15 protein-coding genes, 4 tRNA genes, 3 rRNA genes and 1 pseudogene are annotated in these 25,370 nt (G+C 55.5%); 22 read left to right on the top strand and 1 reads right to left on the bottom strand.

Annotation, left to right across the window (positions count from 1 at the left end):
- Window positions 1-54: 54 nt before the first annotated feature.
- Window positions 55-310: pseudogene (locus PSCI_RS30120) on the bottom strand (peptidase M23); the annotation flags it as partial.
- A 201-nt stretch (window positions 311-511) separates the two neighbouring features.
- On the opposite strand from PSCI_RS30120, the gene tyrS reads away from it, so the two are divergent.
- The 22 genes from tyrS (at window position 512) to fusA (ending at window position 25,368) form a co-directional block, all read left to right on the top strand.
- Complete coding sequence (gene tyrS, locus PSCI_RS06150; RefSeq protein WP_045484193.1) at window positions 512-1,711, top strand: tyrosine--tRNA ligase; 1,200 nt, start codon at window positions 512-514, stop codon at window positions 1,709-1,711.
- A 508-nt stretch (window positions 1,712-2,219) separates the two neighbouring features.
- Window positions 2,220-3,756: ribosomal RNA gene (locus PSCI_RS06145) — 16S ribosomal RNA — on the top strand.
- A 283-nt stretch (window positions 3,757-4,039) separates the two neighbouring features.
- Window positions 4,040-6,931 (top strand): 23S ribosomal RNA (locus PSCI_RS06140).
- Between the two features lie 133 nt (window positions 6,932-7,064).
- Window positions 7,065-7,180 (top strand): 5S ribosomal RNA (rrf, locus tag PSCI_RS06135).
- Together the 16S, 23S and 5S rRNA genes form the textbook arrangement of a ribosomal RNA operon.
- Window positions 7,181-7,326: 146 nt before the next feature.
- The gene (gene birA, locus PSCI_RS06130; protein ID WP_045484190.1) at window positions 7,327-8,286 is read left to right on the top strand and encodes a bifunctional biotin--[acetyl-CoA-carboxylase] ligase/biotin operon repressor BirA; all 960 of its coding nucleotides are present in this window, start codon (window positions 7,327-7,329) and stop codon (window positions 8,284-8,286) included.
- The gene (locus PSCI_RS06125) at window positions 8,276-9,025 is read left to right on the top strand and encodes a pantothenate kinase (RefSeq protein WP_045484187.1); all 750 of its coding nucleotides are present in this window, start codon (window positions 8,276-8,278) and stop codon (window positions 9,023-9,025) included. The genes birA and PSCI_RS06125 overlap by 11 nt, the downstream gene beginning before the upstream one ends.
- 7 nt (window positions 9,026-9,032) lie before the next feature.
- Complete coding sequence (locus PSCI_RS06120) at window positions 9,033-9,458, top strand: hypothetical protein (RefSeq protein WP_045484185.1); 426 nt, start codon at window positions 9,033-9,035, stop codon at window positions 9,456-9,458.
- A gap of 143 nt (window positions 9,459-9,601) precedes the next feature.
- Window positions 9,602-9,686, top strand: a tRNA-Tyr gene (locus PSCI_RS06115).
- Window positions 9,687-9,710: 24 nt separating this feature from the next.
- Window positions 9,711-9,784, top strand: a tRNA-Gly gene (locus PSCI_RS06110).
- Between the two features lie 27 nt (window positions 9,785-9,811).
- Window positions 9,812-9,887 (top strand) — tRNA-Thr (locus PSCI_RS06105).
- Window positions 9,888-10,061: 174 nt separating this feature from the next.
- A tRNA-Trp gene (locus PSCI_RS06100) sits at window positions 10,062-10,137 on the top strand.
- Window positions 10,138-10,180: 43 nt separating this feature from the next.
- On the top strand, window positions 10,181-10,549 hold the full coding sequence (gene secE, locus PSCI_RS06095) for a preprotein translocase subunit SecE (RefSeq protein ID WP_045484182.1): 369 nt from the start codon (window positions 10,181-10,183) through the stop codon (window positions 10,547-10,549).
- 9 nt (window positions 10,550-10,558) lie between these two features.
- Window positions 10,559-11,092 (top strand): transcription termination/antitermination protein NusG, encoded by a 534-nt coding sequence (nusG, locus tag PSCI_RS06090; protein ID WP_045484179.1) that lies wholly within the window; start codon window positions 10,559-10,561, stop codon window positions 11,090-11,092.
- A gap of 117 nt (window positions 11,093-11,209) precedes the next feature.
- Window positions 11,210-11,641, top strand: coding sequence for a 50S ribosomal protein L11 (gene rplK / locus PSCI_RS06085; RefSeq protein ID WP_045484176.1), 432 nt, complete (start codon window positions 11,210-11,212; stop codon window positions 11,639-11,641).
- A complete protein-coding gene (gene rplA, locus PSCI_RS06080; protein WP_045484173.1) occupies window positions 11,641-12,336 on the top strand; it encodes a 50S ribosomal protein L1 in 696 nt (231 codons plus the stop codon). The genes rplK and rplA overlap by 1 nt, the downstream gene beginning before the upstream one ends.
- A 195-nt stretch (window positions 12,337-12,531) precedes the next feature.
- Window positions 12,532-13,032 carry a 50S ribosomal protein L10 gene (gene rplJ, locus PSCI_RS06075; RefSeq protein ID WP_045484170.1) on the top strand — a complete coding sequence of 167 codons (501 nt, stop codon included), beginning with the start codon at window positions 12,532-12,534 and terminating at the stop codon, window positions 13,030-13,032.
- A 75-nt stretch (window positions 13,033-13,107) separates the two neighbouring features.
- Complete coding sequence (gene rplL, locus PSCI_RS06070; protein WP_045484166.1) at window positions 13,108-13,479, top strand: 50S ribosomal protein L7/L12; 372 nt, start codon at window positions 13,108-13,110, stop codon at window positions 13,477-13,479.
- A gap of 219 nt (window positions 13,480-13,698) precedes the next feature.
- Window positions 13,699-17,772 (top strand): DNA-directed RNA polymerase subunit beta, encoded by a 4,074-nt coding sequence (gene rpoB, locus PSCI_RS06065; protein WP_045484159.1) that lies wholly within the window; start codon window positions 13,699-13,701, stop codon window positions 17,770-17,772.
- 63 nt (window positions 17,773-17,835) lie between these two features.
- On the top strand, window positions 17,836-22,035 hold the full coding sequence (gene rpoC / locus PSCI_RS06060) for a DNA-directed RNA polymerase subunit beta' (RefSeq protein ID WP_045484156.1): 4,200 nt from the start codon (window positions 17,836-17,838) through the stop codon (window positions 22,033-22,035).
- Between the two features lie 198 nt (window positions 22,036-22,233).
- A complete protein-coding gene (rpsL, locus tag PSCI_RS06055) occupies window positions 22,234-22,611 on the top strand; it encodes a 30S ribosomal protein S12 (RefSeq protein ID WP_045484153.1) in 378 nt (125 codons plus the stop codon).
- Between the two features lie 123 nt (window positions 22,612-22,734).
- On the top strand, window positions 22,735-23,205 hold the full coding sequence (rpsG, locus tag PSCI_RS06050; RefSeq protein WP_003186074.1) for a 30S ribosomal protein S7: 471 nt from the start codon (window positions 22,735-22,737) through the stop codon (window positions 23,203-23,205).
- 30 nt (window positions 23,206-23,235) lie between these two features.
- Window positions 23,236-25,368, top strand: a complete 2,133-nt coding sequence (gene fusA, locus PSCI_RS06045; protein WP_045484147.1) for an elongation factor G — start codon at window positions 23,236-23,238, stop codon at window positions 25,366-25,368.
- The last annotated feature ends 2 nt before the right edge of the window (window positions 25,369-25,370 follow it).

Here is a 25,370-nt window from a genome sequence, read left to right as displayed (position 1 = left end):
GCTGGCCTTGCTCGGACTGGCCTTCCGGAATGACGGTTGCTGTTTCGTTTTCGCTGTCAGCCGATTCGATCTGGGCGAATGGTGAATCTGCGCCCTGAGGTGTGGCTTCGGCGCTGTTTGTAGCGTCTTCATGCTGTGCATGCTGTTCGGCAGGCATTTCCAGATCAAGACTGAGATTGGTGCGTTTTGCTTCGACTTCGCTGGATGGAAAAACCAGCAGCGCCAGGCTGAGGAGGGCTGCGATACCGCTTGCAGCCAGTAGGTGGCTCTTCGGGTAAAGCGGCGGCGCTTTAGGCGGAGTGTCGTTCATGGGCTATTTGACTTTGAAAAAGGTGAAATGGAAAAGATGAATGACATGATGAAGATGAAATAACTGTATAAAATATAACCAAATCCGGCGCGAAGCAACCCTGACCGAGAGACGGTCGGGTGGAGCGCCCGTGTGCCGGGCAAAAACTTGTAATTGGGCGCTGATCTTGTAAGGTTGGTTCCCTTCTGAATTGGGGGTGATATGAAATCGGTTGAAGAGCAGTTGGCGCTGATCAAGCGCGGCGCGGATGAGCTTCTGGTCGAGGCGGAGCTGGTAGAAAAGCTCAAGCGTGGCCAGCCACTGCGGATCAAGGCCGGTTTCGACCCTACTGCCCCGGATCTGCATCTGGGGCATACGGTGCTTATTAATAAGCTGCGTCAGTTCCAGGACCTGGGGCATCAGGTGATCTTCCTGATCGGTGACTTCACCGGCATGATCGGTGATCCGAGTGGCAAGAGTGCGACCCGTCCACCGCTGACTCGTGAGCAGGTGCTGGATTACGCCGAGACCTATAAGGCGCAGGTATTCAAGATCCTCGATCCGGCCAAGACTGAAGTGGCCTTCAACTCCACCTGGATGGATAAGCTCAGCCCGGCTGATTTCATTCGTCTTGCGTCGAACTACACCGTTGCGCGGATGCTTGAGCGCGATGACTTCGACAAGCGCTATACCGGCAACCAGCCGATCGCCATTCATGAGTTTCTGTATCCGCTGGTTCAAGGCTATGACTCGGTTGCCCTGCGCGCTGACGTCGAGCTGGGCGGTACCGATCAGAAATTCAACCTGTTGATGGGGCGTGAGCTGCAGCGTTCCTATGGTCAGGAGGCTCAGTGCATTCTGACCATGCCGTTGCTCGAAGGTCTGGATGGCGTGAAGAAGATGTCCAAATCCTTGGGTAACTATGTAGGGATCCAGGAGGCGCCGGGCGTCATCTATAACAAGCTTGTGTCTATTCCGGATGCGCTGATGTGGCGCTACTTCGAGCTGCTGAGCTTCCGTTCGATGGAAGAGATCAATGCGTTCAAGGCTGAAGTCGAGGCGGGCGCCAACCCGCGTGACATCAAGATCAAGCTGGCTGAAGAGATTGTTGCGCGGTTCCATGGCGAGGAAGCTGCCGCCACTGCGCATCGTTCTGCAGGCAACCGCATGAAAGATGGCGAGCTGCCTGAAGATTTGCCAGAGGTCATCGTTACTTCCAATGAGGATCTGCCGATTTCTGCCGTCCTTAATAAAGCAGGGCTGGTGAAGAATGCTGCCGGTGCACGTGATCTGCTGGCGGCCGGCAGCGTGAAGGTCGATGGTGAGGTGGTTGATCGCGGCTTTATATTCAAGCTTGGTGCTACTCATGTTTGCCAGGCGGGCAAGAAGGCTTTTGCGCGTATTTCCCTGAATCGCGAATGATTTTGAAATAAGTGTTGACGGGGTTTCAGATGTCCTTATAATGCGCACCACTTCCAACGCGGAATGAACGAGAAACTCCTTGGTAATCAACGAGTTAGCAGTTCAGAAAGGGTTGGAGGCGGTGCGAGCCTCCTGGCTCCGGCGGTGAAAAAAGGCAGTTGACAGCAACTTAGGATGCTGTAAGATTCGCCTCCCGCTGACGAGTTAATCGAAAGATGCTCGGCACGCTGTTCGGTTCTAGCGTTTCGAAGTTTTGAATGAGTTTGAAACTTCTGAAAATAAACGCTTGACAGAACAAGAGGTTAGCGTAGAATGCGCGCCTCGGTTGAAGCGAAAGGCTCAACCAACCGCTCTTTAACAATTGAATCAAGCAATTCGTGTGGGTGCTTGCGCTGTCAGACTGAGAGTCAACAGATTATCAGCAACGTAAGTGACCATGCGAGAAATCACATAGTCATTTGAGATTGCTGAGCCAAGTTTAGGGTTTTCTCAAAACCCAAGCAGTATTGAACTGAAGAGTTTGATCATGGCTCAGATTGAACGCTGGCGGCAGGCCTAACACATGCAAGTCGAGCGGTAGAGAGAAGCTTGCTTCTCTTGAGAGCGGCGGACGGGTGAGTAATGCCTAGGAATCTGCCTGATAGTGGGGGATAACGTCCGGAAACGGACGCTAATACCGCATACGTCCTACGGGAGAAAGTGGGGGCTCTTCGGACCTCACGCTATCAGATGAGCCTAGGTCGGATTAGCTAGTTGGTGGGGTAAAGGCTCACCAAGGCGACGATCCGTAACTGGTCTGAGAGGATGATCAGTCACACTGGAACTGAGACACGGTCCAGACTCCTACGGGAGGCAGCAGTGGGGAATATTGGACAATGGGCGAAAGCCTGATCCAGCCATGCCGCGTGTGTGAAGAAGGTCTTCGGATTGTAAAGCACTTTAAGTTGGGAGGAAGGGTCGTTACCTAATACGTGGCGATTTTGACGTTACCGACAGAATAAGCACCGGCTAACTCTGTGCCAGCAGCCGCGGTAATACAGAGGGTGCAAGCGTTAATCGGAATTACTGGGCGTAAAGCGCGCGTAGGTGGTTTGTTAAGTTGGATGTGAAATCCCCGGGCTCAACCTGGGAACTGCATCCAAAACTGGCAAGCTAGAGTAGGGCAGAGGGTGGTGGAATTTCCTGTGTAGCGGTGAAATGCGTAGATATAGGAAGGAACACCAGTGGCGAAGGCGACCACCTGGGCTCATACTGACACTGAGGTGCGAAAGCGTGGGGAGCAAACAGGATTAGATACCCTGGTAGTCCACGCCGTAAACGATGTCAACTAGCCGTTGGAATCCTTGAGATTTTAGTGGCGCAGCTAACGCATTAAGTTGACCGCCTGGGGAGTACGGCCGCAAGGTTAAAACTCAAATGAATTGACGGGGGCCCGCACAAGCGGTGGAGCATGTGGTTTAATTCGAAGCAACGCGAAGAACCTTACCAGGCCTTGACATCCAATGAACTTTCCAGAGATGGATTGGTGCCTTCGGGAACATTGAGACAGGTGCTGCATGGCTGTCGTCAGCTCGTGTCGTGAGATGTTGGGTTAAGTCCCGTAACGAGCGCAACCCTTGTCCTTAGTTACCAGCACGTTATGGTGGGCACTCTAAGGAGACTGCCGGTGACAAACCGGAGGAAGGTGGGGATGACGTCAAGTCATCATGGCCCTTACGGCCTGGGCTACACACGTGCTACAATGGTCGGTACAGAGGGTTGCCAAGCCGCGAGGTGGAGCTAATCTCACAAAACCGATCGTAGTCCGGATCGCAGTCTGCAACTCGACTGCGTGAAGTCGGAATCGCTAGTAATCGCGAATCAGAATGTCGCGGTGAATACGTTCCCGGGCCTTGTACACACCGCCCGTCACACCATGGGAGTGGGTTGCACCAGAAGTAGCTAGTCTAACCTTCGGGAGGACGGTTACCACGGTGTGATTCATGACTGGGGTGAAGTCGTAACAAGGTAGCCGTAGGGGAACCTGCGGCTGGATCACCTCCTTAATCGACGACCCAGCTGCGTCGTAAGTTCCCACACGAATTGCTTGATTCATTGTAGAAGATGACTCTGCATCAAAGCTTAGAAATGAGCATTCCATGGTTGCCATGGTGAATGCTGATTTCTGACCTTTGTCAGATTGTTCTTTAAAAATTCGGATATGTGAAACATTTTAGACTGTGCGCCACTTTCACTGGTGGGGTGCAGGCTAAGGCAAAGAAAGTTTGTTGAATCAAGCTTTCGGCGAATGTCGTCTTCACAGTATAACCAGATAGCTTGGGGTTATATGGTCAAGTGAAGAAGCGCATACGGTGGATGCCTTGGCAGTCAGAGGCGATGAAAGACGTGGTAGCCTGCGATAAGCTTCGGGGAGTCGGCAAACAGACTTTGATCCGGAGATCTCTGAATGGGGGAACCCACTCAGCACAAGCTGAGTATCTTGCACTGAATACATAGGTGCAAGAGGCGAACCAGGGGAACTGAAACATCTAAGTACCCTGAGGAATAGAAATCAACCGAGATTCCCTTAGTAGTGGCGAGCGAACGGGGACCAGCCCTTAAGTGGCTTGGAGATTAGCGGAACGCTCTGGAAAGTGCGGCCATAGTGGGTGATAGCCCTGTACGCGAAAATCTCCTTGTCATGAAATCGAGTAGGACGGGGCACGAGAAACCTTGTCTGAATATGGGGGGACCATCCTCCAAGGCTAAATACTACTGACTGACCGATAGTGAACCAGTACCGTGAGGGAAAGGCGAAAAGAACCGCGGAGAGCGGAGTGAAATAGAACCTGAAACCGTATGCGTACAAGCAGTGGGAGCCTACTTGTTAGGTGACTGCGTACCTTTTGTATAATGGGTCAGCGACTTATATTCAGTGGCAAGCTTAACCGTATAGGGGAGGCGTAGCGAAAGCGAGTCTTAATAGGGCGTTTAGTCGCTGGGTATAGACCCGAAACCGGGCGATCTATCCATGGGCAGGTTGAAGGTTAGGTAACACTGACTGGAGGACCGAACCGACTACCGTTGAAAAGTTAGCGGATGACCTGTGGATCGGAGTGAAAGGCTAATCAAGCTCGGAGATAGCTGGTTCTCCTCGAAAGCTATTTAGGTAGCGCCTCATGTATCACTGTAGGGGGTAGAGCACTGTTTCGGCTAGGGGGTCATCCCGACTTACCAAACCGATGCAAACTCCGAATACCTACAAGTGCCGAGCATGGGAGACACACGGCGGGTGCTAACGTCCGTCGTGAAAAGGGAAACAACCCAGACCGTCAGCTAAGGTCCCAAAGTCATGGTTAAGTGGGAAACGATGTGGGAAGGCTTAGACAGCTAGGAGGTTGGCTTAGAAGCAGCCACCCTTTAAAGAAAGCGTAATAGCTCACTAGTCGAGTCGGCCTGCGCGGAAGATGTAACGGGGCTCAAACCATGCACCGAAGCTACGGGTATCACCTTTTGGTGATGCGGTAGAGGAGCGTTCTGTAAGCCTGTGAAGGTGAGTTGAGAAGCTTGCTGGAGGTATCAGAAGTGCGAATGCTGACATGAGTAACGACAATGGGAGTGAAAAACTCCCACGCCGAAAGACCAAGGTTTCCTGCGCAACGTTAATCGACGCAGGGTTAGTCGGTCCCTAAGGCGAGGCTGAAAAGCGTAGTCGATGGAAAACAGGTTAATATTCCTGTACTTCCGGTTATTGCGATGGAGGGACGGAGAAGGCTAGGCCAGCCTGGCGTTGGTTGTCCAGGTTTAAGGTGGTAGGCTGGGATCTTAGGCAAATCCGGGATCCCAAGGCCGAGAGCTGATGACGAGTGTTCTTTAGAACATGAAGTGGTTGATGCCATGCTTCCAGGAAAAGCTCCTAAGCTTCAGATAATCGGGAACCGTACCCCAAACCGACACAGGTGGTTAGGTAGAGAATACCAAGGCGCTTGAGAGAACTCGGGTGAAGGAACTAGGCAAAATGGCACCGTAACTTCGGGAGAAGGTGCGCCGGTGAGGGTGAAGGACTTGCTCCGTAAGCCCATGCCGGTCGAAGATACCAGGCCGCTGCGACTGTTTATTAAAAACACAGCACTCTGCAAACACGAAAGTGGACGTATAGGGTGTGACGCCTGCCCGGTGCCGGAAGGTTAATTGATGGGGTTAGCGCAAGCGAAGCTCTTGATCGAAGCCCCGGTAAACGGCGGCCGTAACTATAACGGTCCTAAGGTAGCGAAATTCCTTGTCGGGTAAGTTCCGACCTGCACGAATGGCGTAACGATGGCGGCGCTGTCTCCACCCGAGACTCAGTGAAATTGAAATCGCTGTGAAGATGCAGTGTATCCGCGGCTAGACGGAAAGACCCCGTGAACCTTTACTATAGCTTTGCACTGGACTTTGAATTTGCTTGTGTAGGATAGGTGGGAGGCTATGAAGCGTGGACGCCAGTCTGCGTGGAGCCATCCTTGAAATACCACCCTGGCAACTTTGAGGTTCTAACTCAGGTCCGTTATCCGGATCGAGGACAGTGTATGGTGGGTAGTTTGACTGGGGCGGTCTCCTCCCAAAGAGTAACGGAGGAGTACGAAGGTGCGCTCAGACCGGTCGGAAATCGGTCGTAGAGTATAAAGGCAAAAGCGCGCTTGACTGCGAGACCCACACGTCGAGCAGGTACGAAAGTAGGTCTTAGTGATCCGGTGGTTCTGTATGGAAGGGCCATCGCTCAACGGATAAAAGGTACTCCGGGGATAACAGGCTGATACCGCCCAAGAGTTCATATCGACGGCGGTGTTTGGCACCTCGATGTCGGCTCATCACATCCTGGGGCTGAAGCCGGTCCCAAGGGTATGGCTGTTCGCCATTTAAAGTGGTACGCGAGCTGGGTTTAGAACGTCGTGAGACAGTTCGGTCCCTATCTGCCGTGGACGTTTGAGATTTGAGAGGGGCTGCTCCTAGTACGAGAGGACCGGAGTGGACGAACCTCTGGTGTTCCGGTTGTCACGCCAGTGGCATTGCCGGGTAGCTATGTTCGGAAAAGATAACCGCTGAAAGCATCTAAGCGGGAAACTTGCCTCAAGATGAGATCTCACTGGGATCTTGAATCCCCTAAAGGGCCGTCGAAGACTACGACGTTGATAGGTGGGGTGTGTAAGCGCTGTGAGGCGTTGAGCTAACCCATACTAATTGCCCGTGAGGCTTGACCATATAACACCCAAGCCATCTGCACAGCAGTGGCGGTGTGTGAAGACGATACAGCCGAAAGCTGATCAACAAACGCCGAAAAATGTTCACATAACCGAATTTGCCAGCGTGTGAAAACGCACTGGCTACCGAATTTCTTGACGACCATAGAGTGTTGGAACCACCTGATCCCATCCCGAACTCAGTAGTGAAACGATACATCGCCGATGGTAGTGTGGGGCTTCCCCATGTGAGAGTAGGTCATCGTCAAGATTCAAACACAGAACCCCTGATCGCTCTGCGATCGGGGGTTTTGCTTTGCGTGCGGAAAAGTTCAGCCGTTGATGCTTATCTCATGTACCTATGCACCCGTGGTCTGCATGGCTATTATGCGTGCCTCTTTAAAAGGCGTTAATTTCATGCTCACGTTGCTAAGACTTCTTGCCGATGGCGCGTTTCACTCCGGTCAGGTCCTGGGCGATGAGTTGGGGATCAGTCGTAGCGCTGTCTGGAAGCAGTTACAGCAGTTGCAGGCGGAGCTTGGGGTTGAGCTGCACAAAGTTCGTGGCCGCGGCTACAGGCTCGCCAGTGCGCTTTCGCTGCATGATGAGCAGGCGATCAAGAATTCGGGGCTGCCCCAAGGCTGGTCTGTAATTGTCCATGAGAGCCTTGACTCTACAAATGCCGAGGCTGCTCGACTGATTGCTCTGGGCGCTACCATGCCAACCGTAGTGGTGGCGGAGCGGCAGACTGCAGGTCGGGGGCGACGAGGTCGCAAATGGGTTAGCCCCTTTGCCGAAAACCTGTATTTCAGCCTGTTGCTCCGGATTGAAGGCGGTATGCGCCAGATTGAGGGGCTGAGCTTGATGGTGGGCCTGGCTGTCGTCGAGGTTCTACGGGAATTTGGCGTTAAAGAGGCCGGTCTCAAGTGGCCAAATGATGTGCTGTCGGGGCGCCGCAAGCTGGCGGGGATCCTGCTGGAGCTGATGGGGGATCCGGCTGATGTGTGTCACGTGGTGATAGGTATTGGTATCAACGTGAATATGCAGGCTTGCTCGGAGGTGGATCAGTCCTGGACTTCTGTGCGCCTGGAGGCTGGAGCGTTGTGCGATCGTAATCATCTGGCTGCTCGCCTGGCCGGCCGGCTGCAGGAGCTCTTGCAGCGGCACCAGCAGGAAGGCTTTTCAGTGTTTCAGGCTGAGTGGGAGCGTAATCACCTGTGGCAAGGTCGTGAAGTGACGCTCTTGTCGGGGGCGGACAGAACGGAGGGCGTCGTTCTTGGTATCGATGAGCTTGGCGCGTTGCGACTGGATGTCGGTGGTATAGAAAAAAGCTTTAGTGGCGGTGAGCTCAGCCTGAGGTTGCGCGATGATTCTTGAACTCGATTGTGGCAATAGCTTTATCAAGTGGCGCGTCACAGAGAAGGGCGATGACTCGATCAGGGCTGGTGGTGTCGTGGATTCCGACAGTGCGCTGGTGGAACAGTTGGGGCTCTTGCCGGGGCTGGAACTTGCTCACTGCCGCCTGGTGAGTGTGCGCACCCCGGACGAGACCCACAAGCTGATGGAGATGCTGCGCAGTTGTTACGGTATGAGGCCGGTGTGTGCCGAGCCTGCCCGGACTCTGGCGGGGGTATCGAATGGTTATGATGAGTATGAGCGCCTGGGGCTTGATCGCTGGTTGGCCTTGGTGGCGGGCTACCATTTAGCCCGCAGAGCGTGTCTGGTCATCGATCTTGGCACTGCTGTCACTTCTGATTTCGTCGATTTGACAGGTTTGCATCTGGGGGGCTTCATTTGCCCTGGTATCCCGCTGATGCGCAACCAGCTGCGCACTCACACCAGGCGTATTCGTTATGATGATGCGGCCGCTGAAAGAGCGCTTGTCGGTTTGGGGCCGGGGCACTCTACCGCAGAGGCTGTCGAGCGCGGTTGCTCTCTAATGCTGCGCGGTTTTGTTCAGGCTCAGTTGGAGATGGCGAGGTCATACTGGGGTGAGCATTTCGATGTGTTTATCACTGGCGGCGACGCGGGGTTGGTCGAGGATGTGATTCCTGGCGCTCGAGTTGTTCCTGATCTGGTTTTCATCGGCCTTGCCCTGGCCTGTCCACTTCGCTGAGGTTTTCATGCGTTGGCTTTTTCTTTTGCTCTTGATGCTGAACGTCTTCTACTACCTCTGGCATCAGCAGGAAGCTCCCCTGCGTGCCAAGGAAGTGATTCCGCTATCGCTTAACCGTTCTGCTCAGCAGGATATCCGGCTGCTCAGTGAGTCGGGTGTAGGGGAGGGGCGTGAGAGCAGGCCTGAATGCCAATACCTGGGTGGGTTTGCCAAGGCTGACGATGTGAAAGCGGTAGAGCAGCGTCTGAAGAGTCTCGATATTCGTACCCAGTATCATGTGCAGCAAGTGGCGGGCGCCAATCGTTATTGGCTTGCCGTCATGCCTGAGAGTCGTCGGCTGGTCGGTGAAGAGTTGGTGGCTCAACTCACTCAGGATTTTCCGCAGTTAAAAAATCGGATTATTTTATGTGAAGGGGTTGCAGACCTTAATTAGTTTGCATAGAATGGCGCCCGCTCCACAGCGAGGCTGAAAGCCAAGTTAAGGAGCAAGATTGATCAACTCACGTAACTCCAAGATTTAATTGAAGAAAGTGGTTGACAAGAGGGTGGCAGAGGTTGATAATGCCGCCCAGCTCAGGAGGGGTTCCCGAGCGGCCAAAGGGATCAGACTGTAAATCTGACGTCTACGACTTCGAAGGTTCGAATCCTTCCCCCTCCACCATATTTAGCAAGAATTGCAAGTTCTGCGGGTATAGTTTAGTGGTAGAACCTCAGCCTTCCAAGCTGATGATGCGGGTTCGATTCCCGCTACCCGCTCCAGATTTTGCAGTTTGTGCGTAAGGTTTCGCTCTTGTAGCTCAGTTGGTAGAGCACACCCTTGGTAAGGGTGAGGTCAGCGGTTCAAATCCGCTCAAGAGCTCCATTATCAAAGGCAGATATGCAAATATCTGCCTTTGTTTTAAGCGGGTGTGTCGGTCTCGGCCTTCGCTTGAATTCTTTTCATGGCTCATTGGTATCTTCTGCTTTTGGGTGAATGAAAAGAGGTGTTGATAAAATCTAGTCGGGTCAGCATAATGGTCGGCCTGATTTTGTTTTTAGGTCAGTAGCTCAATTGGCAGAGCGACGGTCTCCAAAACCGTAGGTTGGGGGTTCGATTCCCTCCTGACCTGCCAGATTCTTTCGATATCTGGCTTTCTTTTCACAGGATCTCCGTAGATGAATCTCAAGGCTGAAGCATCAGACTCCCGCTTTGACCTGCTGAAGTGGCTCCTGGTAGTCGTTCTGGTGGTCGTGGGTGTTGTCGGTAATCAGTATTACTCGGCCCAGCCGATCCTGTATCGCGTTCTCGTTCTCCTTGTGATTGCAGCTGCTGCCGCGTTCGTTGCGCTGCAGACCGGCAAGGGCAAAGCTTTCTTTACGCTTGCCAAAGAAGCGCGTGCAGAGATTCGTAAGGTCGTATGGCCGACTCGTCAAGAGACCGGCCAGACTACGCTGATCGTCGTGGCGGTGGTTCTGGTTATGGCGCTGCTGTTGTGGGGGCTTGATTCCCTGCTCGGTTGGCTTGTTTCCTTGATAGTTGGCTAAGGGTGTCTCGTGGCTAAGCGTTGGTATGTAGTGCATGCTTACTCGGGTTACGAGAAGCATGTCATGCGCTCGCTGATCGAGCGTGTGAAGCTGGCAGGCATGGAAGATGGCTTCGGCGAAATTCTGGTCCCTACTGAAGAAGTAGTGGAAATGCGTAACGGCCAGAAGCGCAAGAGTGAGCGTAAATTCTTCCCTGGCTATGTGCTGGTACAGATGGAAATGAACGAGGGTACCTGGCACTTGGTCAAGGATACCCCGCGTGTGATGGGCTTCATCGGCGGTACTGCCGACAAGCCTGCGCCGATTACTGATAAAGAAGCAGAAGCAATTCTGCGTCGCGTTGCTGATGGCAGCGATAAGCCCAAGCCGAAGACCTTGTTCGAACCGGGCGAGGTTGTACGTGTTATTGACGGTCCATTCGCGGACTTCAATGGTTCGGTTGAAGAAGTTAACTACGAAAAGAGCCGCATTCAGGTGGCTGTGCTCATTTTCGGTCGCTCTACTCCGGTAGAGCTGGAGTTCAGCCAGGTCGAGAAGGTCTGAGCGAGCTGAAATCCCAACCCCGCAGCCAAAGGCTGTGGGGTTTTTTCGTCACCGGGATATATGTGCAATGCATCGGGGAGCCTTAACTGGCGCTAGAACCCGTAACTGGAGTGCCTCATGGCCAAGAAGATTAACGCGTACATCAAGTTGCAAGTGAAAGCCGGTCAGGCTAACCCAAGCCCACCCGTTGGTCCTGCTCTGGGTCAGCACGGTGTGAACATCATGGAATTCTGCAAAGCGTTCAACGCCCGTACTCAGGGCCTGGAAGCTGGTCTGCCGACTCCTGTGATCATCACCGTCTACAGCGACCGTAGCTTCACTTTCGAAACCAAGAGCACCCCGGCTTCGGTTCTGCTGAAAAAAGCAGCAGGCCTGGCCAGCGGTTCTGCTCGTCCTAACACTGTTAAGGTTGGCACTGTTACCCGTGCTCAGCTGGAAGAGATCGCTAAAACCAAGAGCGCTGATCTGACAGCCGCTGACCTCGATGCAGCCGTGCGTACCATCGCCGGTTCTGCTCGCAGCATGGGCCTTAACGTGGAGGGTGTGTAATGGCTAAGTTGACCAAGCGTCAAAAGGCAATCGCCAGCAAGCTCGAAGCTGGCAAAGTCTACAACTTCGTTGACGCAGCAAGCCTGCTGGCCGAGCTGTCGACCGTCAAGTTCAGCGAGTCGTTCGACGTTGCTGTTAACCTGGGCGTCGATCCTCGTAAATCCGACCAGGTCGTTCGTAGCGCTACCGTTCTGCCGCACGGCACCGGTAAGACTGTTCGTGTTGCCGTGTTCACCCAGGGTCCAGCTGCTGAAGCCGCTCTGGCTGCCGGCGCTGACCGTGTAGGTATGGACGATCTGGCTGCCGAAATGAAAGCCGGCGACCTGAACTACGACGTAGTCATCGCTTCTCCGGATGCCATGCGCGTTGTCGGTCAGTTGGGTCAGGTTCTGGGTCCTCGCGGCCTGATGCCTAACCCGAAAGTCGGTACTGTAACTCCAGACGTAGCCAACGCCGTGAAAAACGCCAAGGCTGGTCAGGTTCGTTACCGCACCGACAAAAACGGCATCATCCACACTTCCGTTGGCAAGATCGGCTTCGATGCCGTCAAGCTGAAGGAAAACGTTGAAGCCCTGATCGCTGATCTGAAGCGTATCAAGCCAGCTTCCTCGAAAGGTATCTACGTCAAGCGCGTAACCCTGAGCACCACCATGGGCCCAGGTCTGGTTATCGATCAGAGCTCGCTGGACGCGTAATGTGCAGTGGCGCGGCATGCCGCGCCACTCAAAAATTGGGGTCCCTGCCTGGCGGGGGCTGTCCAAGACCGTAGGCGACGCAAGTCTTAAACCACAAGCCTACGCAGATGGTGCTCCCGGTTCCTTACCGAATCAGACACCAAAACGACATCCGGCTCCGGCTGGATGAAACGGTAACAAGCAGGAGTTAAACCCGTGGCAATTAAACTCGAAGACAAGAAGGCCATCGTCGCTGAAGTCAACGAGGCTGCCAAAGTTGCCCTGTCCGCTGTCGTGGCTGATGCCCGTGGTGTGACTGTAGGCGCTATGACCGGACTCCGTAAAGAGGCTCGTGAAGCTGGTGTTTATGTACGTGTCGTACGTAACACCCTGCTCAAGCGCGCCGTTGCTGACACTGAATACAGTGTCCTCAACGATGTGTTCACCGGCCCGACCTTGATCGCTTTCTCCAACGAACACCCGGGCGCTGCTGCTCGTCTGTTCAAAGAGTTTGCCAAAGGTCAGGACAAGTTCGAGATCAAGGCAGCTGCGTTCGAGGGCAAGTTCCTCGCAGCTAATCAGATCGACGTACTGGCAAGCTTGCCGACCCGCGACGAAGCCATTTCGCAGCTGATGAGCGTGATCCAAGGCGCTACCAGCAAGCTGGCTCGTACTCTGGCGGCTGTTCGCGACCAGAAAGAAGCTGCTGCAGCCTGAGGCTGAGCCCTTCTAACGCGTTTTTGTTTATTTCGATGGTCGCACAGGCCGTCCCCCAATTCAGGAAATTGAGTCATGTCCATCTCTCAAGAAGATATCCTTAACGCCGTTGCCGAGATGTCCGTTCTGCAAGTCGTAGAACTGATCAAAGCCTTCGAAGAGAAGTTCGGTGTTACTGCTGCTGCCGCTTCGGCTGGCCCAGCTGCCGGTGGCGCTGCTGCCGTTGTTGAAGAGCAAACCGAGTTCAACGTTATCCTGGCCGAAGCTGGCGAGAAGAAAGTTAACGTGATCAAGGCTGTTCGTGAGCTGACCGGTCTGGGCCTGAAAGAAGCTAAAGCTGCCGTTGACGGCGCTCCAGCTACCGTTCTGGAAGGCGTTGACAAGGCGTCGGCTGAGAAAGCCAAGGCTGCTCTGGAAGAAGCAGGCGCTAAAGTCGAGCTGAAATAAGCATCGACCTTGAGCGTCCAGCCCAAGCGTCAAGCAGAAGGCTGATGGCTGGTGGCTTATGCCACCGGCCTTTTTCCGTTATAGACGTGTGGCCAGGCCAACGTTCTACAACGTGCAATACCACCGAGACGGTGGCGCAAACCAAGAGGGTTTGCACGATTTTCTGGCTGCTTCCGTCGAAGGAGCCAAACAGGCAGGTGACCAAGCTGGGGAACGCTGATGGCTTACTCATACACTGAGAAAAAACGTATCCGCAAGGACTTTAGCAAGTTGCCGGACGTAATGGATGTGCCGTATCTCCTGGCCATCCAGCTGGATTCGTATCGTGAATTCCTGCAGGCGGGAGCGACCAAAGATCAGTTCCGCGACGTCGGTCTGCATGCAGCCTTCAAATCCGTTTTCCCGATCATCAGCTACTCCGGCAATGCTGCCCTGGAGTATGTAGGTTATCGCTTGGGCGAACCGGCATTTGATGTCAAGGAGTGCGTGCTGCGTGGCGTGACTTATGCAGTACCTCTGCGGGTCAAGGTTCGTCTGATCATTTTCGACAAAGAATCGTCGAACAAAGCGATCAAGGACATCAAAGAGCAAGAAGTCTACATGGGTGAAATCCCCCTGATGACTGAAAACGGTACCTTCGTTATCAACGGTACCGAGCGCGTCATCGTGTCCCAGCTGCACCGTTCGCCTGGTGTGTTCTTCGACCACGACCGTGGCAAGACTCACAGCTCCGGCAAGCTGCTGTATTCCGCTCGCATCATTCCATACCGCGGTTCCTGGCTGGACTTCGAGTTCGACCCGAAAGACTGCGTATTCGTGCGTATCGACCGTCGCCGCAAACTGCCGGCGTCCGTACTGCTGCGCGCGCTGGGCTACACCACCGAACAGGTGCTGGATGCCTTCTACACCACCAACGTTTTCCATATCCGCGACCAGAGCCTGAACCTGGAGCTGGTACCGCAGCGTCTGCGTGGTGAAATCGCCGTTCTTGATATCAAGGACGACAGCGGCAAGGTTATTGTCGAGCAGGGTCGCCGTATCACTGCCCGTCACATCAACCAGCTGGAAAAAGCCGGTATCAAAGAGCTGGAAGTGCCTCTGGAATATCTCCTGGGTCGCACCACCGCCAAGGTTATCGTGCATCCGGCGACTGGCGAGATCATCGCCGAGTGCAACACCGAACTGACCACCGACCTGCTGGCCAAGATCGCTAAAGGTCAGGTCGTGCGCATCGAAACGTTGTACACCAACGACATCGACTGCGGTCCGTTCATCTCCGACACGCTGAAGATCGACTCCACCAGCAACCAGCTGGAAGCTCTGGTCGAGATCTACCGCATGATGCGTCCTGGCGAGCCGCCAACCAAGGATGCCGCCGAGACCCTGTTCAACAACCTGTTCTTCAGTGCCGAGCGCTACGACTTGTCGGCAGTGGGTCGCATGAAGTTCAACCGTCGTATCGGTCGTACCGAGATCGAAGGTTCGGGCGTGCTGTGCAAGGAAGATATCGTCGAGGTTCTCAAGACCCTGGTCGATATCCGTAACGGCAAAGGTATCGTCGATGACATCGACCACCTGGGTAACCGTCGCGTTCGTTGCGTTGGTGAAATGGCCGAGAACCAGTTCCGTGTTGGCCTGGTGCGCGTTGAGCGTGCGGTCAAGGAACGTCTGTCGATGGCAGAAAGCGAAGGCTTGATGCCGCAGGACCTGATCAACGCCAAGCCGGTTGCGGCGGCGGTGAAAGAGTTCTTCGGTTCCAGCCAGCTGTCGCAGTTCATGGACCAGAACAACCCGCTGTCCGAGATCACCCACAAGCGCCGTGTTTCCGCACTCGGCCCTGGCGGTCTGACTCGTGAGCGCGCAGGCTTCGAAGTTCGTGACGTACACCCGACTCACTACGGCCGTGTGTGCCCGATCGAGACGCCTGAAGGTCCGAACATCGGCCTGATCAACTCTCTGGCGGCCTATGCCCGTACCAACCAGTACGGCTTCCTGGAAAGCCCGTACCGTGTAGTGAAAGACGGCGTTGTCAGCAACGACATCGTGTTCCTGTCGGCAATCGAAGAGGCTGACCACGTCATCGCCCAGGCTTCGGCCGCGATGAACGACAAGCAGGAACTGATCGACGAGCTGGTAGCCGTTCGTCACCTGAACGAGTTCACCGTCAAGGCACCTGCCGACGTAACCCTGATGGACGTATCGCCCAAGCAGGTAGTCTCGGTTGCAGCCTCGCTGATTCCGTTCCTTGAGCACGACGACGCCAACCGTGCGTTGATGGGCTCGAACATGCAGCGCCAAGCGGTCCCAACCCTGCGTGCCGACAAGCCGCTGGTTGGTACTGGTATGGAGCGTAACGTGGCTCGCGACTCCGGCGTTTGCGTCGTGGCTCGTCGTGGCGGCGTGATCGACTCCGTGGATGCCAGCCGTATCGTGGTCCGGGTTGCCGACGATGAAGTCGAAACCGGCGAAGCGGGTGTGGATATCTACAACCTGACCAAGTACACCCGTTCCAACCAGAACACCTGCATCAACCAGCGTCCGCTGGTGAGCCGTGGTGATGTGGTCAGTCGTGGTGACATCATGGCCGACGGTCCGTCCACCGACATGGGTGAACTGGCGCTCGGTCAAAACATGCGCATCGCGTTCATGGCATGGAACGGCTTCAACTTCGAAGACTCCATCTGCCTGTCCGAGCGTGTGGTTCAGGAAGACCGCTTCACCACGATCCACATCCAGGAACTGACCTGTGTGGCGCGTGATACCAAGCTGGGCCCAGAGGAAATCACTGCAGACATCCCGAACGTGGGTGAAGCTGCACTGAACAAACTGGACGAAGCCGGTATCGTTTACGTCGGCGCCGAAGTGGCTGCTGGCGACATCCTGGTGGGCAAGGTCACGCCGAAGGGCGAAACCCAGCTGACCCCGGAAGAGAAGCTGCTGCGTGCAATCTTCGGTGAGAAGGCCAGCGACGTCAAAGACACCTCCCTGCGCGTGCCAACCGGCACCAAGGGTACTGTCATCGACGTACAGGTCTTCACTCGTGATGGCGTCGAGCGCGACTCCCGTGCCCTGTCGATCGAGAAGTCCCAGCTGGACGAGATCCGCAAGGACCTCAATGAAGAGTTCCGCATCGTTGAAGGTGCAACCTTCGAACGTCTGCGGTCGGCTCTGGTTGGCAAGACTGTGGAAGGCGGCGCTGGCCTGAAGAAAGGCCAGGAGATCACCGACGAGATCCTCAACGGTCTTGAGCACGGCCAGTGGTTCAAGCTGCGCATGACCGAAGATGCTCTGAACGAGCAGCTCGAAAAAGCTCAGGCTTACATCGTTGATCGTCGTCGTCTGCTGGACGACAAGTTCGAAGACAAGAAACGCAAGCTGCAGCAAGGCGATGACCTGGCTCCAGGCGTACTGAAGATCGTCAAGGTTTACCTGGCTATCCGCCGTCGCATCCAGCCGGGTGACAAGATGGCCGGTCGTCACGGTAACAAGGGTGTTGTCTCGGTGATCATGCCGGTCGAAGACATGCCGCACGACGCCAACGGTACTCCGGTCGATATCGTCCTGAACCCGTTGGGTGTACCTTCGCGTATGAACGTCGGTCAGATCCTTGAAACCCACCTGGGCCTCGCAGCCAAGGGTCTGGGCGAGAAGATCAACCGTATGCTCGAAGAGCAGCGCAAAGTCATCGAGCTGCGCAAGTTCCTGGCCGAGATCTACAACGAGATCGGTGGCCGTCAGGAAAACCTGGACAGCTTCTCTGACCAGGAAATCCTCGACCTGGCGAAGAACCTGCGCAACGGCGTGCCTATGGCGACTCCGGTGTTTGACGGGGCCAAAGAGCGTGAGATCAAGGCGATGCTGCGTCTGGCAGATATGCCTGACAGCGGCCAGATGCAGCTGTTCGACGGCCGTACCGGCAACAAGTTCGAGCGCGCTGTAACCGTTGGCTACATGTACATGCTGAAACTGAACCACCTGGTGGACGACAAGATGCACGCGCGTTCCACGGGTTCCTACAGCCTGGTTACCCAGCAGCCGCTGGGTGGTAAGGCGCAGTTCGGTGGTCAGCGTTTCGGGGAGATGGAAGTCTGGGCGCTGGAAGCATACGGCGCCGCTTACACTCTGCAAGAAATGCTCACAGTGAAGTCGGACGACGTGAACGGTCGGACCAAGATGTACAAGAACATCGTGGACGGCGATCACCGTATGGAGCCGGGCATGCCCGAGTCCTTCAACGTGTTGATCAAAGAGATCCGTTCTCTCGGTATCGATATCGATCTGGAAACCGAATAACACGTGACGTGAATGGGAGCAGGGCGCTACTGCCTGCTCCTTGCTCCGCCAGGAGGAAAGGCCTTGAAAGACCTACTGAATCTGTTGAAAAACCAGGGTCAAGTCGAAGAGTTCGACGCCATCCGTATCGGTTTGGCATCGCCTGAGATGATCCGTTCGTGGTCGTTCGGTGAAGTTAAAAAGCCGGAGACCATCAACTACCGTACGTTCAAACCTGAGCGTGACGGCCTGTTCTGCGCCAAGATCTTTGGCCCGGTCAAGGACTACGAGTGCCTGTGCGGCAAGTACAAGCGCCTCAAGCATCGCGGTGTGATCTGTGAGAAGTGCGGCGTTGAAGTCGCGCTGGCCAAAGTCCGTCGTGAGCGTATGGCTCACATCGAACTGGCCTCGCCGGTTGCCCACATCTGGTTCCTGAAGTCGCTGCCGTCCCGTATCGGCCTGCTGATGGACATGACCCTGCGTGATATCGAGCGTGTTCTCTACTTCGAGAGCTATGTCGTTATCGATCCAGGCATGACCACCCTGGAAAAGGGTCAGCTGCTGAACGACGAGCAGTACTTCGAAGCCCTCGAAGAGTTCGGTGACGACTTCGATGCCCGCATGGGTGCCGAGGCTGTCCGCGAGCTGCTGCACGCGATTGATCTGGAGCACGAGATTGGCCGTCTGCGCGAAGAAATTCCGCAAACCAACTCCGAAACCAAGATCAAGAAGCTGTCCAAGCGTCTGAAGTTGATGGAAGCCTTCCAGGGCTCCGGCAACCTGCCTGAGTGGATGGTGTTGACCGTTCTGCCGGTTCTGCCGCCAGACCTGCGTCCGCTGGTTCCGCTGGACGGTGGCCGTTTCGCGACGTCCGATCTTAACGATCTGTATCGTCGCGTGATCAACCGTAACAACCGTCTGAAGCGTCTGCTGGACCTGTCGGCTCCTGACATCATCGTGCGCAACGAAAAGCGCATGCTGCAGGAAGCGGTCGATGCCCTGCTCGACAACGGTCGTCGCGGTCGTGCAATCACCGGTTCCAACAAGCGTCCTCTGAAATCCCTGGCTGACATGATCAAGGGTAAGCAGGGTCGTTTCCGTCAGAACCTGCTCGGTAAGCGTGTTGACTACTCCGGTCGTTCGGTAATTACCGTAGGTCCGACCCTGCGTCTGCACCAGTGCGGTCTGCCGAAAAAGATGGCACTGGAACTGTTCAAGCCGTTCATCTTCGGCAAGCTGGAAATGCGTGGCCTGGCCACGACCATCAAAGCTGCCAAGAAGATGGTCGAGCGCGAGCTGCCAGAGGTGTGGGACGTTCTCGCCGAAGTGATTCGCGAACACCCCGTGCTGCTCAACCGTGCACCTACGCTTCACCGTCTGGGTATCCAGGCATTTGAACCAGTACTGATCGAAGGTAAGGCTATTCAGCTGCACCCGCTGGTCTGTGCTGCGTACAACGCCGACTTCGACGGCGACCAGATGGCCGTTCACGTACCGCTGACCCTGGAAGCCCAGCTCGAAGCCCGTGCGTTGATGATGTCGACCAACAACATCCTGTCGCCAGCCAGCGGTGAGCCAATCATCGTTCCGTCGCAGGACGTGGTACTGGGTCTGTACTACATGACCCGTGAAGCGATCAACGCCAAAGGCGAAGGCCGCGTGTTCGCTGATCTGCAGGAAGTCGACCGCGTATTCCGCGCCGGCGAGGCTGCCCTGCACGCCAAGATCAAGGTTCGTATCAACGAAACCGTTAACGATCGTGACGGCAATAGCGTGAAGAACACCCGTATTGTCGACACCACTGTCGGCCGTGCGTTGCTGTTCCAGGTGGTTCCGGCCGGCCTGTCGTATGACGTGGTCAACCAGCCGATGAAGAAGAAGGCGATCTCCAAGCTGATCAACCAGTGCTACCGCGTGGTTGGTCTGAAGGACACCGTCATTTTCGCTGACCAGCTGATGTACACCGGTTTCGCCTACTCGACGATCTCCGGCGTATCGATTGGTGTGAACGACTTCGTCATTCCGGATGAGAAGGCGCGCATCATCGATGCCGCTACCGCCGAAGTGAAAGAGATCGAAAGCCAGTATGCTTCCGGCCTGGTAACCCAGGGCGAGAAGTACAACAAGGTGATCGACCTCTGGTCCAAGGCCAACGACGAAGTATCCAAGGCGATGATGTCCAACCTCTCGAAAGAGAAGGTTGTCGACCGCACGGGTGCTGAAGTCGACCAGGAATCGTTCAACTCGATGTACATGATGGCTGACTCCGGTGCGCGGGGTTCCGCTGCCCAGATCCGTCAGCTGGCCGGTATGCGTGGTCTGATGGCCAAGCCGGACGGCTCGATCATCGAGACGCCAATCACTGCGAACTTCCGTGAAGGTCTGAGCGTACTCCAGTACTTCATCTCGACTCACGGTGCTCGTAAAGGTCTGGCGGATACCGCACTGAAGACCGCTAACTCCGGTTACCTGACTCGCCGTCTGGTAGACGTCGCACAAGACCTGGTTGTGACTGAGGTCGATTGTGGCACCGAGCACGGCCTGCTGATGACTCCGCACATTGAAGGCGGTGACGTTGTAGAGCCGTTGGGTGAGCGTGTACTGGGTCGTGTAATCGCCCGTGACGTGTTCAAGCCAGGCACCGAGGACGTCATCGTTCCGGCCGGCACTCTGGTTGACGAGAAGTGGGTTGAATTCATCGAGCTGAACAGCATCGACGAAGTCATCGTGCGTTCGCCGATCAGCTGCGAAACCCGTTTCGGTATCTGCTCGAGCTGCTACGGTCGCGACCTGGCTCGCGGTCATCAGGTCAATATCGGTGAAGCGGTCGGCGTTATCGCTGCCCAGTCCATCGGTGAGCCGGGTACCCAGCTGACCATGCGTACGTTCCACATCGGTGGTGCGGCAAGCCGTACTTCCGCTGCCGACAGCGTACAGGTCAAGAACGGCGGTACCGTTCGTTTGCACAACCTGAAGCACGTAGAGCGTGTCGACGGTCATCTGGTCGCGGTATCGCGTTCCGGTGAGCTGGCAATCGCCGACGAATTCGGTCGTGAGCGTGAGCGCTACAAGCTGCCTTACGGTGCTGTGATTTCGGTGAAGGAAGGCGACAAGGTTGACGCTGGCTCGATCGTGGCCAAGTGGGATCCGCACACTCACCCGATCGTTACCGAGATGAAAGGTACCGTGACCTACGTGGGCATGGAAGAAGGTATTACCATCAAGCGTCAGACAGACGAATTGACCGGTATGACCAACATCGAAGTCCTCGACGTCAAAGATCGTCCGGCTGCCGGCAAGGACATCCGTCCTGCGGTGAAGATGGTCGGCCTCGATGGCAAGGACCTGATGCTGCCTGGTACCGACGTACCGGCCCAGTACTTCCTGCCGGCCAACGCTCTGGTCAACGTCGCTGACGGTGCTCAGATCGCAATCGGTGACGTTATCGCGCGTATTCCGCAAGAAACGTCCAAGACCCGTGACATCACCGGTGGTCTGCCGCGCGTTGCCGACCTGTTCGAGGCGCGTCGTCCTAAAGAGGCGTCGATCCTGGCAGAAGTCAGCGGTACCATCGCCTTCGGTAAAGAGACCAAGGGCAAGCGTCGTCTGGTCATCACGCCGAACGATGGCAGCGAGCCGTACGAAGAGCTGATTCCGAAGTGGCGCCACCTGAACGTTTTCGAAGGCGAACAGGTCAACCGCGGCGAAGTTATCTCCGACGGTCCGAGCGATCCGCACGACATCCTGCGTCTGCTGGGTGTGAGCGCGCTGGCCAAGTACATCGTTAACGAGATCCAGGACGTTTACCGTCTGCAAGGCGTTAAGATCAACGACAAGCACATCGAGACCATCCTGCGTCAGATGCTGCGCAAGGTTGAAGTGGCTGAATCGGGCGACTCCAGCTTCATCAAGGGCGATCAGGTCGAACTGACCCAGGTCCTGATGGAAAACGAGCGTCTGGCCAGCGAAGACAAGTTCATTGCCAAGTACACCCGCGTACTGCTGGGTATCACCAAGGCATCGCTGTCGACCGAGTCGTTCATCTCCGCGGCCTCCTTCCAGGAGACTACCCGCGTACTGACCGAAGCAGCAGTAACCGGCAAGCGCGATTACCTGCGCGGCCTGAAAGAAAACGTCGTCGTGGGTCGTCTGATCCCGGCAGGTACAGGTCTGGCTTACCACAGCGAGCGTAAGCGTCGCCGTGATATCGACAAGCCGCAGCGCGTCAGCGCCAGCGAAGTCGAGGCCGCTCTGACCGAGGCGTTGAACTCCAGCGGTAACTAAGGGTCGTGCCCCGGCGTTTTTCAGGTCTTGCGGCAACATTCAGTTGTCGCAAGACGGTGGAAGAGGTCGGGGCATTGCCTTGACTGGGGGCGAGATCCTCTTTAGACTCTTGTACCCCTAAATTTGACAGGGCCTATCGCCCTGTCATTTGCTTTCTTGCAGGCAATAGCGTCTGCAAGTCAACAGTGGAGCTAGTAGATGGCAACTATCAACCAGCTGGTACGTCAGCCGCGCAAGCGTATCGTCGAGAAGTCCGACGTTCCTGCGCTGCAGAACTGCCCGCAACGTCGTGGCGTGTGCACCCGCGTGTACACCACTACGCCGAAAAAACCTAACTCGGCACTGCGTAAAGTATGCCGTGTGCGTCTGACCAACGGTTTCGAGGTTTCCTCGTACATCGGTGGTGAAGGCCACAACCTGCAAGAGCACAGCGTGGTACTGATCCGCGGCGGTCGTGTAAAAGACTTGCCAGGTGTTCGTTACCACACCGTTCGCGGCTCTCTGGATACTTCCGGCGTCAAAGGTCGTAACCAAGGTCGTTCGAAATACGGTACCAAGAAGCCTAAAAAAGCCTAAGTGGCTTTGGTTTCTGACTGATTTTGCACTTTTCTATTTTTTTGAGTCGATAAGAGTAAGGTCGGGCAAGCTCCTCTGGAGTGCTGTCCCGGGCTAACCTGAAGACCGTTTGAGGGCTTATCCATGCCAAGAAGACGCGTAGCAGCAAAACGCGAGATCCTTGACGATCCGAAATACGGAAGCCAGATCCTGGCGAAGTTCATGAACCACGTAATGGAAAGCGGCAAGAAAGCCGTTGCCGAGCGTATCGTTTATGGCGCGCTGGACAAGGTTAAAGAACGCAAGAACAGCGATCCCCTGGAAATCTTCGAGAAAGCTCTCGACGCCATCGCTCCGCTGGTCGAAGTGAAGTCGCGCCGTGTAGGCGGTGCTACTTACCAGGTTCCTGTTGAAGTTCGTCCGTCCCGCCGTAACGCGCTGGCAATGCGCTGGCTGGTAGACTTCGCCCGCAAGCGCGGCGAGAAGTCCATGGCGCTGCGCCTGGCCGGCGAGCTGCTGGACGCTGCCGAAGGCAAAGGTGCTGCTGTCAAGAAGCGTGAAGACGTTCACCGTATGGCCGAAGCCAACAAGGCTTTCTCGCACTACCGCTTCTAATTTCGGCTTCAATCTTTTTGCGAGGGCTTTATGGCTCGTACTACTGCAATCAACCGCTACCGTAACATTGGTATCTGTGCTCACGTTGACGCGGGCAAGACCACCACTACCGAGCGGATCCTGTACTACACCGGTCTGAGCCACAAGATCGGTGAAGTGCATGACGGCGCTGCGACCACTGACTGGATGGTGCAAGAGCAGGAGCGGGGTATCACCATTACCTCCGCTGCCATCACCACCTTCTGGAAAGGTTCCCGCGGTCAGTACGACAACTATCGCGTAAACGTTATCGATACCCCTGGCCACGTTGACTTCACCATTGAAGTAGAGCGTTCGCTGCGTGTACTCGACGGCGCGGTCGTTGTGTTCTGCGGCACCTCCGGTGTCGAGCCTCAGTCTGAAACCGTATGGCGTCAGGCGAACAAGTACAACGTTCCACGTATCGTCTACGTGAACAAGATGGACCGTGCTGGTGCAAACTTCCTGCGCGTAGTAGGTCAGATCAAGAACCGTCTGGGCCACACCCCGGTTCCGATCCAGATCGCTATCGGTGCTGAAGAAGAGTTCGCCGGTCAGGTCGATCTGATCAAGATGAAGGCGATCTACTGGAACGAAGACGACAAAGGCACCACTTATCGTGAGGAAGAAATTCCTGCCGATCTGCAGGCGCTGGCTGAAGAGTGGCGCTCCAACATGGTTGAAGCGGCTGCCGAGTCCAGCGAAGAGCTGATGAACAAGTACCTTGAAGAAGGTGAGCTGACTGTAGAAGAGATCAAGGCTGGTCTGCGTGCGCGCACCCTGGCTGGTGAAATCGTTCCTGCGGTCTGCGGTTCGTCCTTCAAGAACAAGGGTGTTCCTCTGGTTCTCGACGCCGTTATCGACTTCCTGCCGGCTCCGACCGAAATCGCTGCGATCCAGGGTATCCATCCTGATCACGTCGAAGACGAAAACGCTCCGAAAATCGAGCGTCACGCCAGCGACGACGAGCCGTTCTCGGCTCTGGCGTTCAAGATTGCCACCGACCCGTTCGTTGGTACTCTGACTTTCGTGCGCGTCTACTCGGGCTTCCTGAGCTCGGGCGACTCCGTGATCAACTCGGTCAAGGGCAAGAAAGAGCGTGTGGGTCGTATGGTGCAAATGCACGCGAACCAGCGCGAAGAAATCAAAGAAGTACGTGCCGGCGACATCGCTGCGCTGATCGGCATGAAGGACGTCACCACTGGTGATACCCTTTGCGACGCCGACAAGCAGGTGATCCTGGAGCGTATGGACTTCCCTGAGCCTGTAATTTCGGTAGCTGTTGAGCCGAAGACCAAGCAGGACCAGGAAAAAATGGGTATCGCACTGGGCAAGCTGGCTCAGGAAGACCCATCGTTCCGCGTTCGTACCGACGAAGAGACTGGTCAGACCATTATCTCCGGTATGGGTGAGCTGCACCTGGACATCCTCGTTGACCGCATGAAGCGTGAGTTCAACGTCGAAGCCAACATCGGTAAGCCGCAGGTTTCCTACCGTGAAACCATCACCAAGGACAATGTCGAGATCGAAGGTAAATTCGTTCGTCAGTCCGGTGGTCGCGGTCAGTTCGGCCATTGCTGGGTTCGTTTCTCGACTCCGGACGTGGACGACAAGGGCAACATTACCGAAGGTCTGGTCTTCGCCAACGAAGTTGTAGGTGGTGTGGTTCCTAAGGAATACATCCCGGCGATCCAGAAGGGTATCGAAGAGCAGATGAAGAACGGCGTTGTTGCCGGCTATCCGCTGATCGGCCTGAAGGCTACCGTATTTGATGGTTCCTACCATGACGTCGACTCCAACGAGATGGCGTTCAAGATCGCTGCTTCGATGGCGACCAAGCAACTGGCCCAAAAGGGTGGCGGTAAGGTGCTTGAGCCGATCATGAAGGTCGAGGTAGTGACCCCTGAGGACTACATGGGTGACGTGATGGGTGACCTGAACCGTCGTCGTGGTCTGATCCAGGGTATGGAAGACTCGGTCTCCGGCAAGGTTATCCGTGCTGAAGTACCGCTAGGAGAAATGTTCGGTTATGCGACCGACGTTCGTTCCATGTCTCAGGGTCGCGCGAGCTACTCCATGGAATTCTCCAAATACGCTGAAGCTCCGTCGAACATCGTCGAAGCGCTCGTTAAAAAACAAGGTTGATC

Origin of the sequence: Pseudomonas sp. StFLB209, assembly GCF_000829415.1 — a bacterium.
GTDB lineage: Bacteria > Pseudomonadota > Gammaproteobacteria > Pseudomonadales > Pseudomonadaceae > Aquipseudomonas.
This window is presented reverse-complemented; position numbering and strand designations above follow the sequence as displayed.

Bases quoted from the DNA above. Each gene is read 5' to 3' on its own strand.
- fusA (WP_045484147.1), top strand. From the start codon at position 23,236: ATGGCTCGTACTACTGCAATCAACCGCTACCGTAACATTGGTATCTGT.
- rpsL (WP_045484153.1), top strand. From the start codon at position 22,234: ATGGCAACTATCAACCAGCTGGTACGTCAGCCGCGCAAGCGTATCGTC.
- rplA (WP_045484173.1), top strand. From the start codon at position 11,641: ATGGCTAAGTTGACCAAGCGTCAAAAGGCAATCGCCAGCAAGCTCGAA.
- birA (WP_045484190.1), top strand. From the start codon at position 7,327: ATGCTCACGTTGCTAAGACTTCTTGCCGATGGCGCGTTTCACTCCGGT.
- rplL (WP_045484166.1), top strand. From the start codon at position 13,108: ATGTCCATCTCTCAAGAAGATATCCTTAACGCCGTTGCCGAGATGTCC.
- tyrS (WP_045484193.1), top strand. From the start codon at position 512: ATGAAATCGGTTGAAGAGCAGTTGGCGCTGATCAAGCGCGGCGCGGAT.
- PSCI_RS06120 (WP_045484185.1), top strand. From the start codon at position 9,033: ATGCGTTGGCTTTTTCTTTTGCTCTTGATGCTGAACGTCTTCTACTAC.
- rpsG (WP_003186074.1), top strand. From the start codon at position 22,735: ATGCCAAGAAGACGCGTAGCAGCAAAACGCGAGATCCTTGACGATCCG.
- PSCI_RS06125 (WP_045484187.1), top strand. From the start codon at position 8,276: ATGATTCTTGAACTCGATTGTGGCAATAGCTTTATCAAGTGGCGCGTC.
- rplK (WP_045484176.1), top strand. From the start codon at position 11,210: ATGGCCAAGAAGATTAACGCGTACATCAAGTTGCAAGTGAAAGCCGGT.
- secE (WP_045484182.1), top strand. From the start codon at position 10,181: ATGAATCTCAAGGCTGAAGCATCAGACTCCCGCTTTGACCTGCTGAAG.
- rpoB (WP_045484159.1), top strand. From the start codon at position 13,699: ATGGCTTACTCATACACTGAGAAAAAACGTATCCGCAAGGACTTTAGC.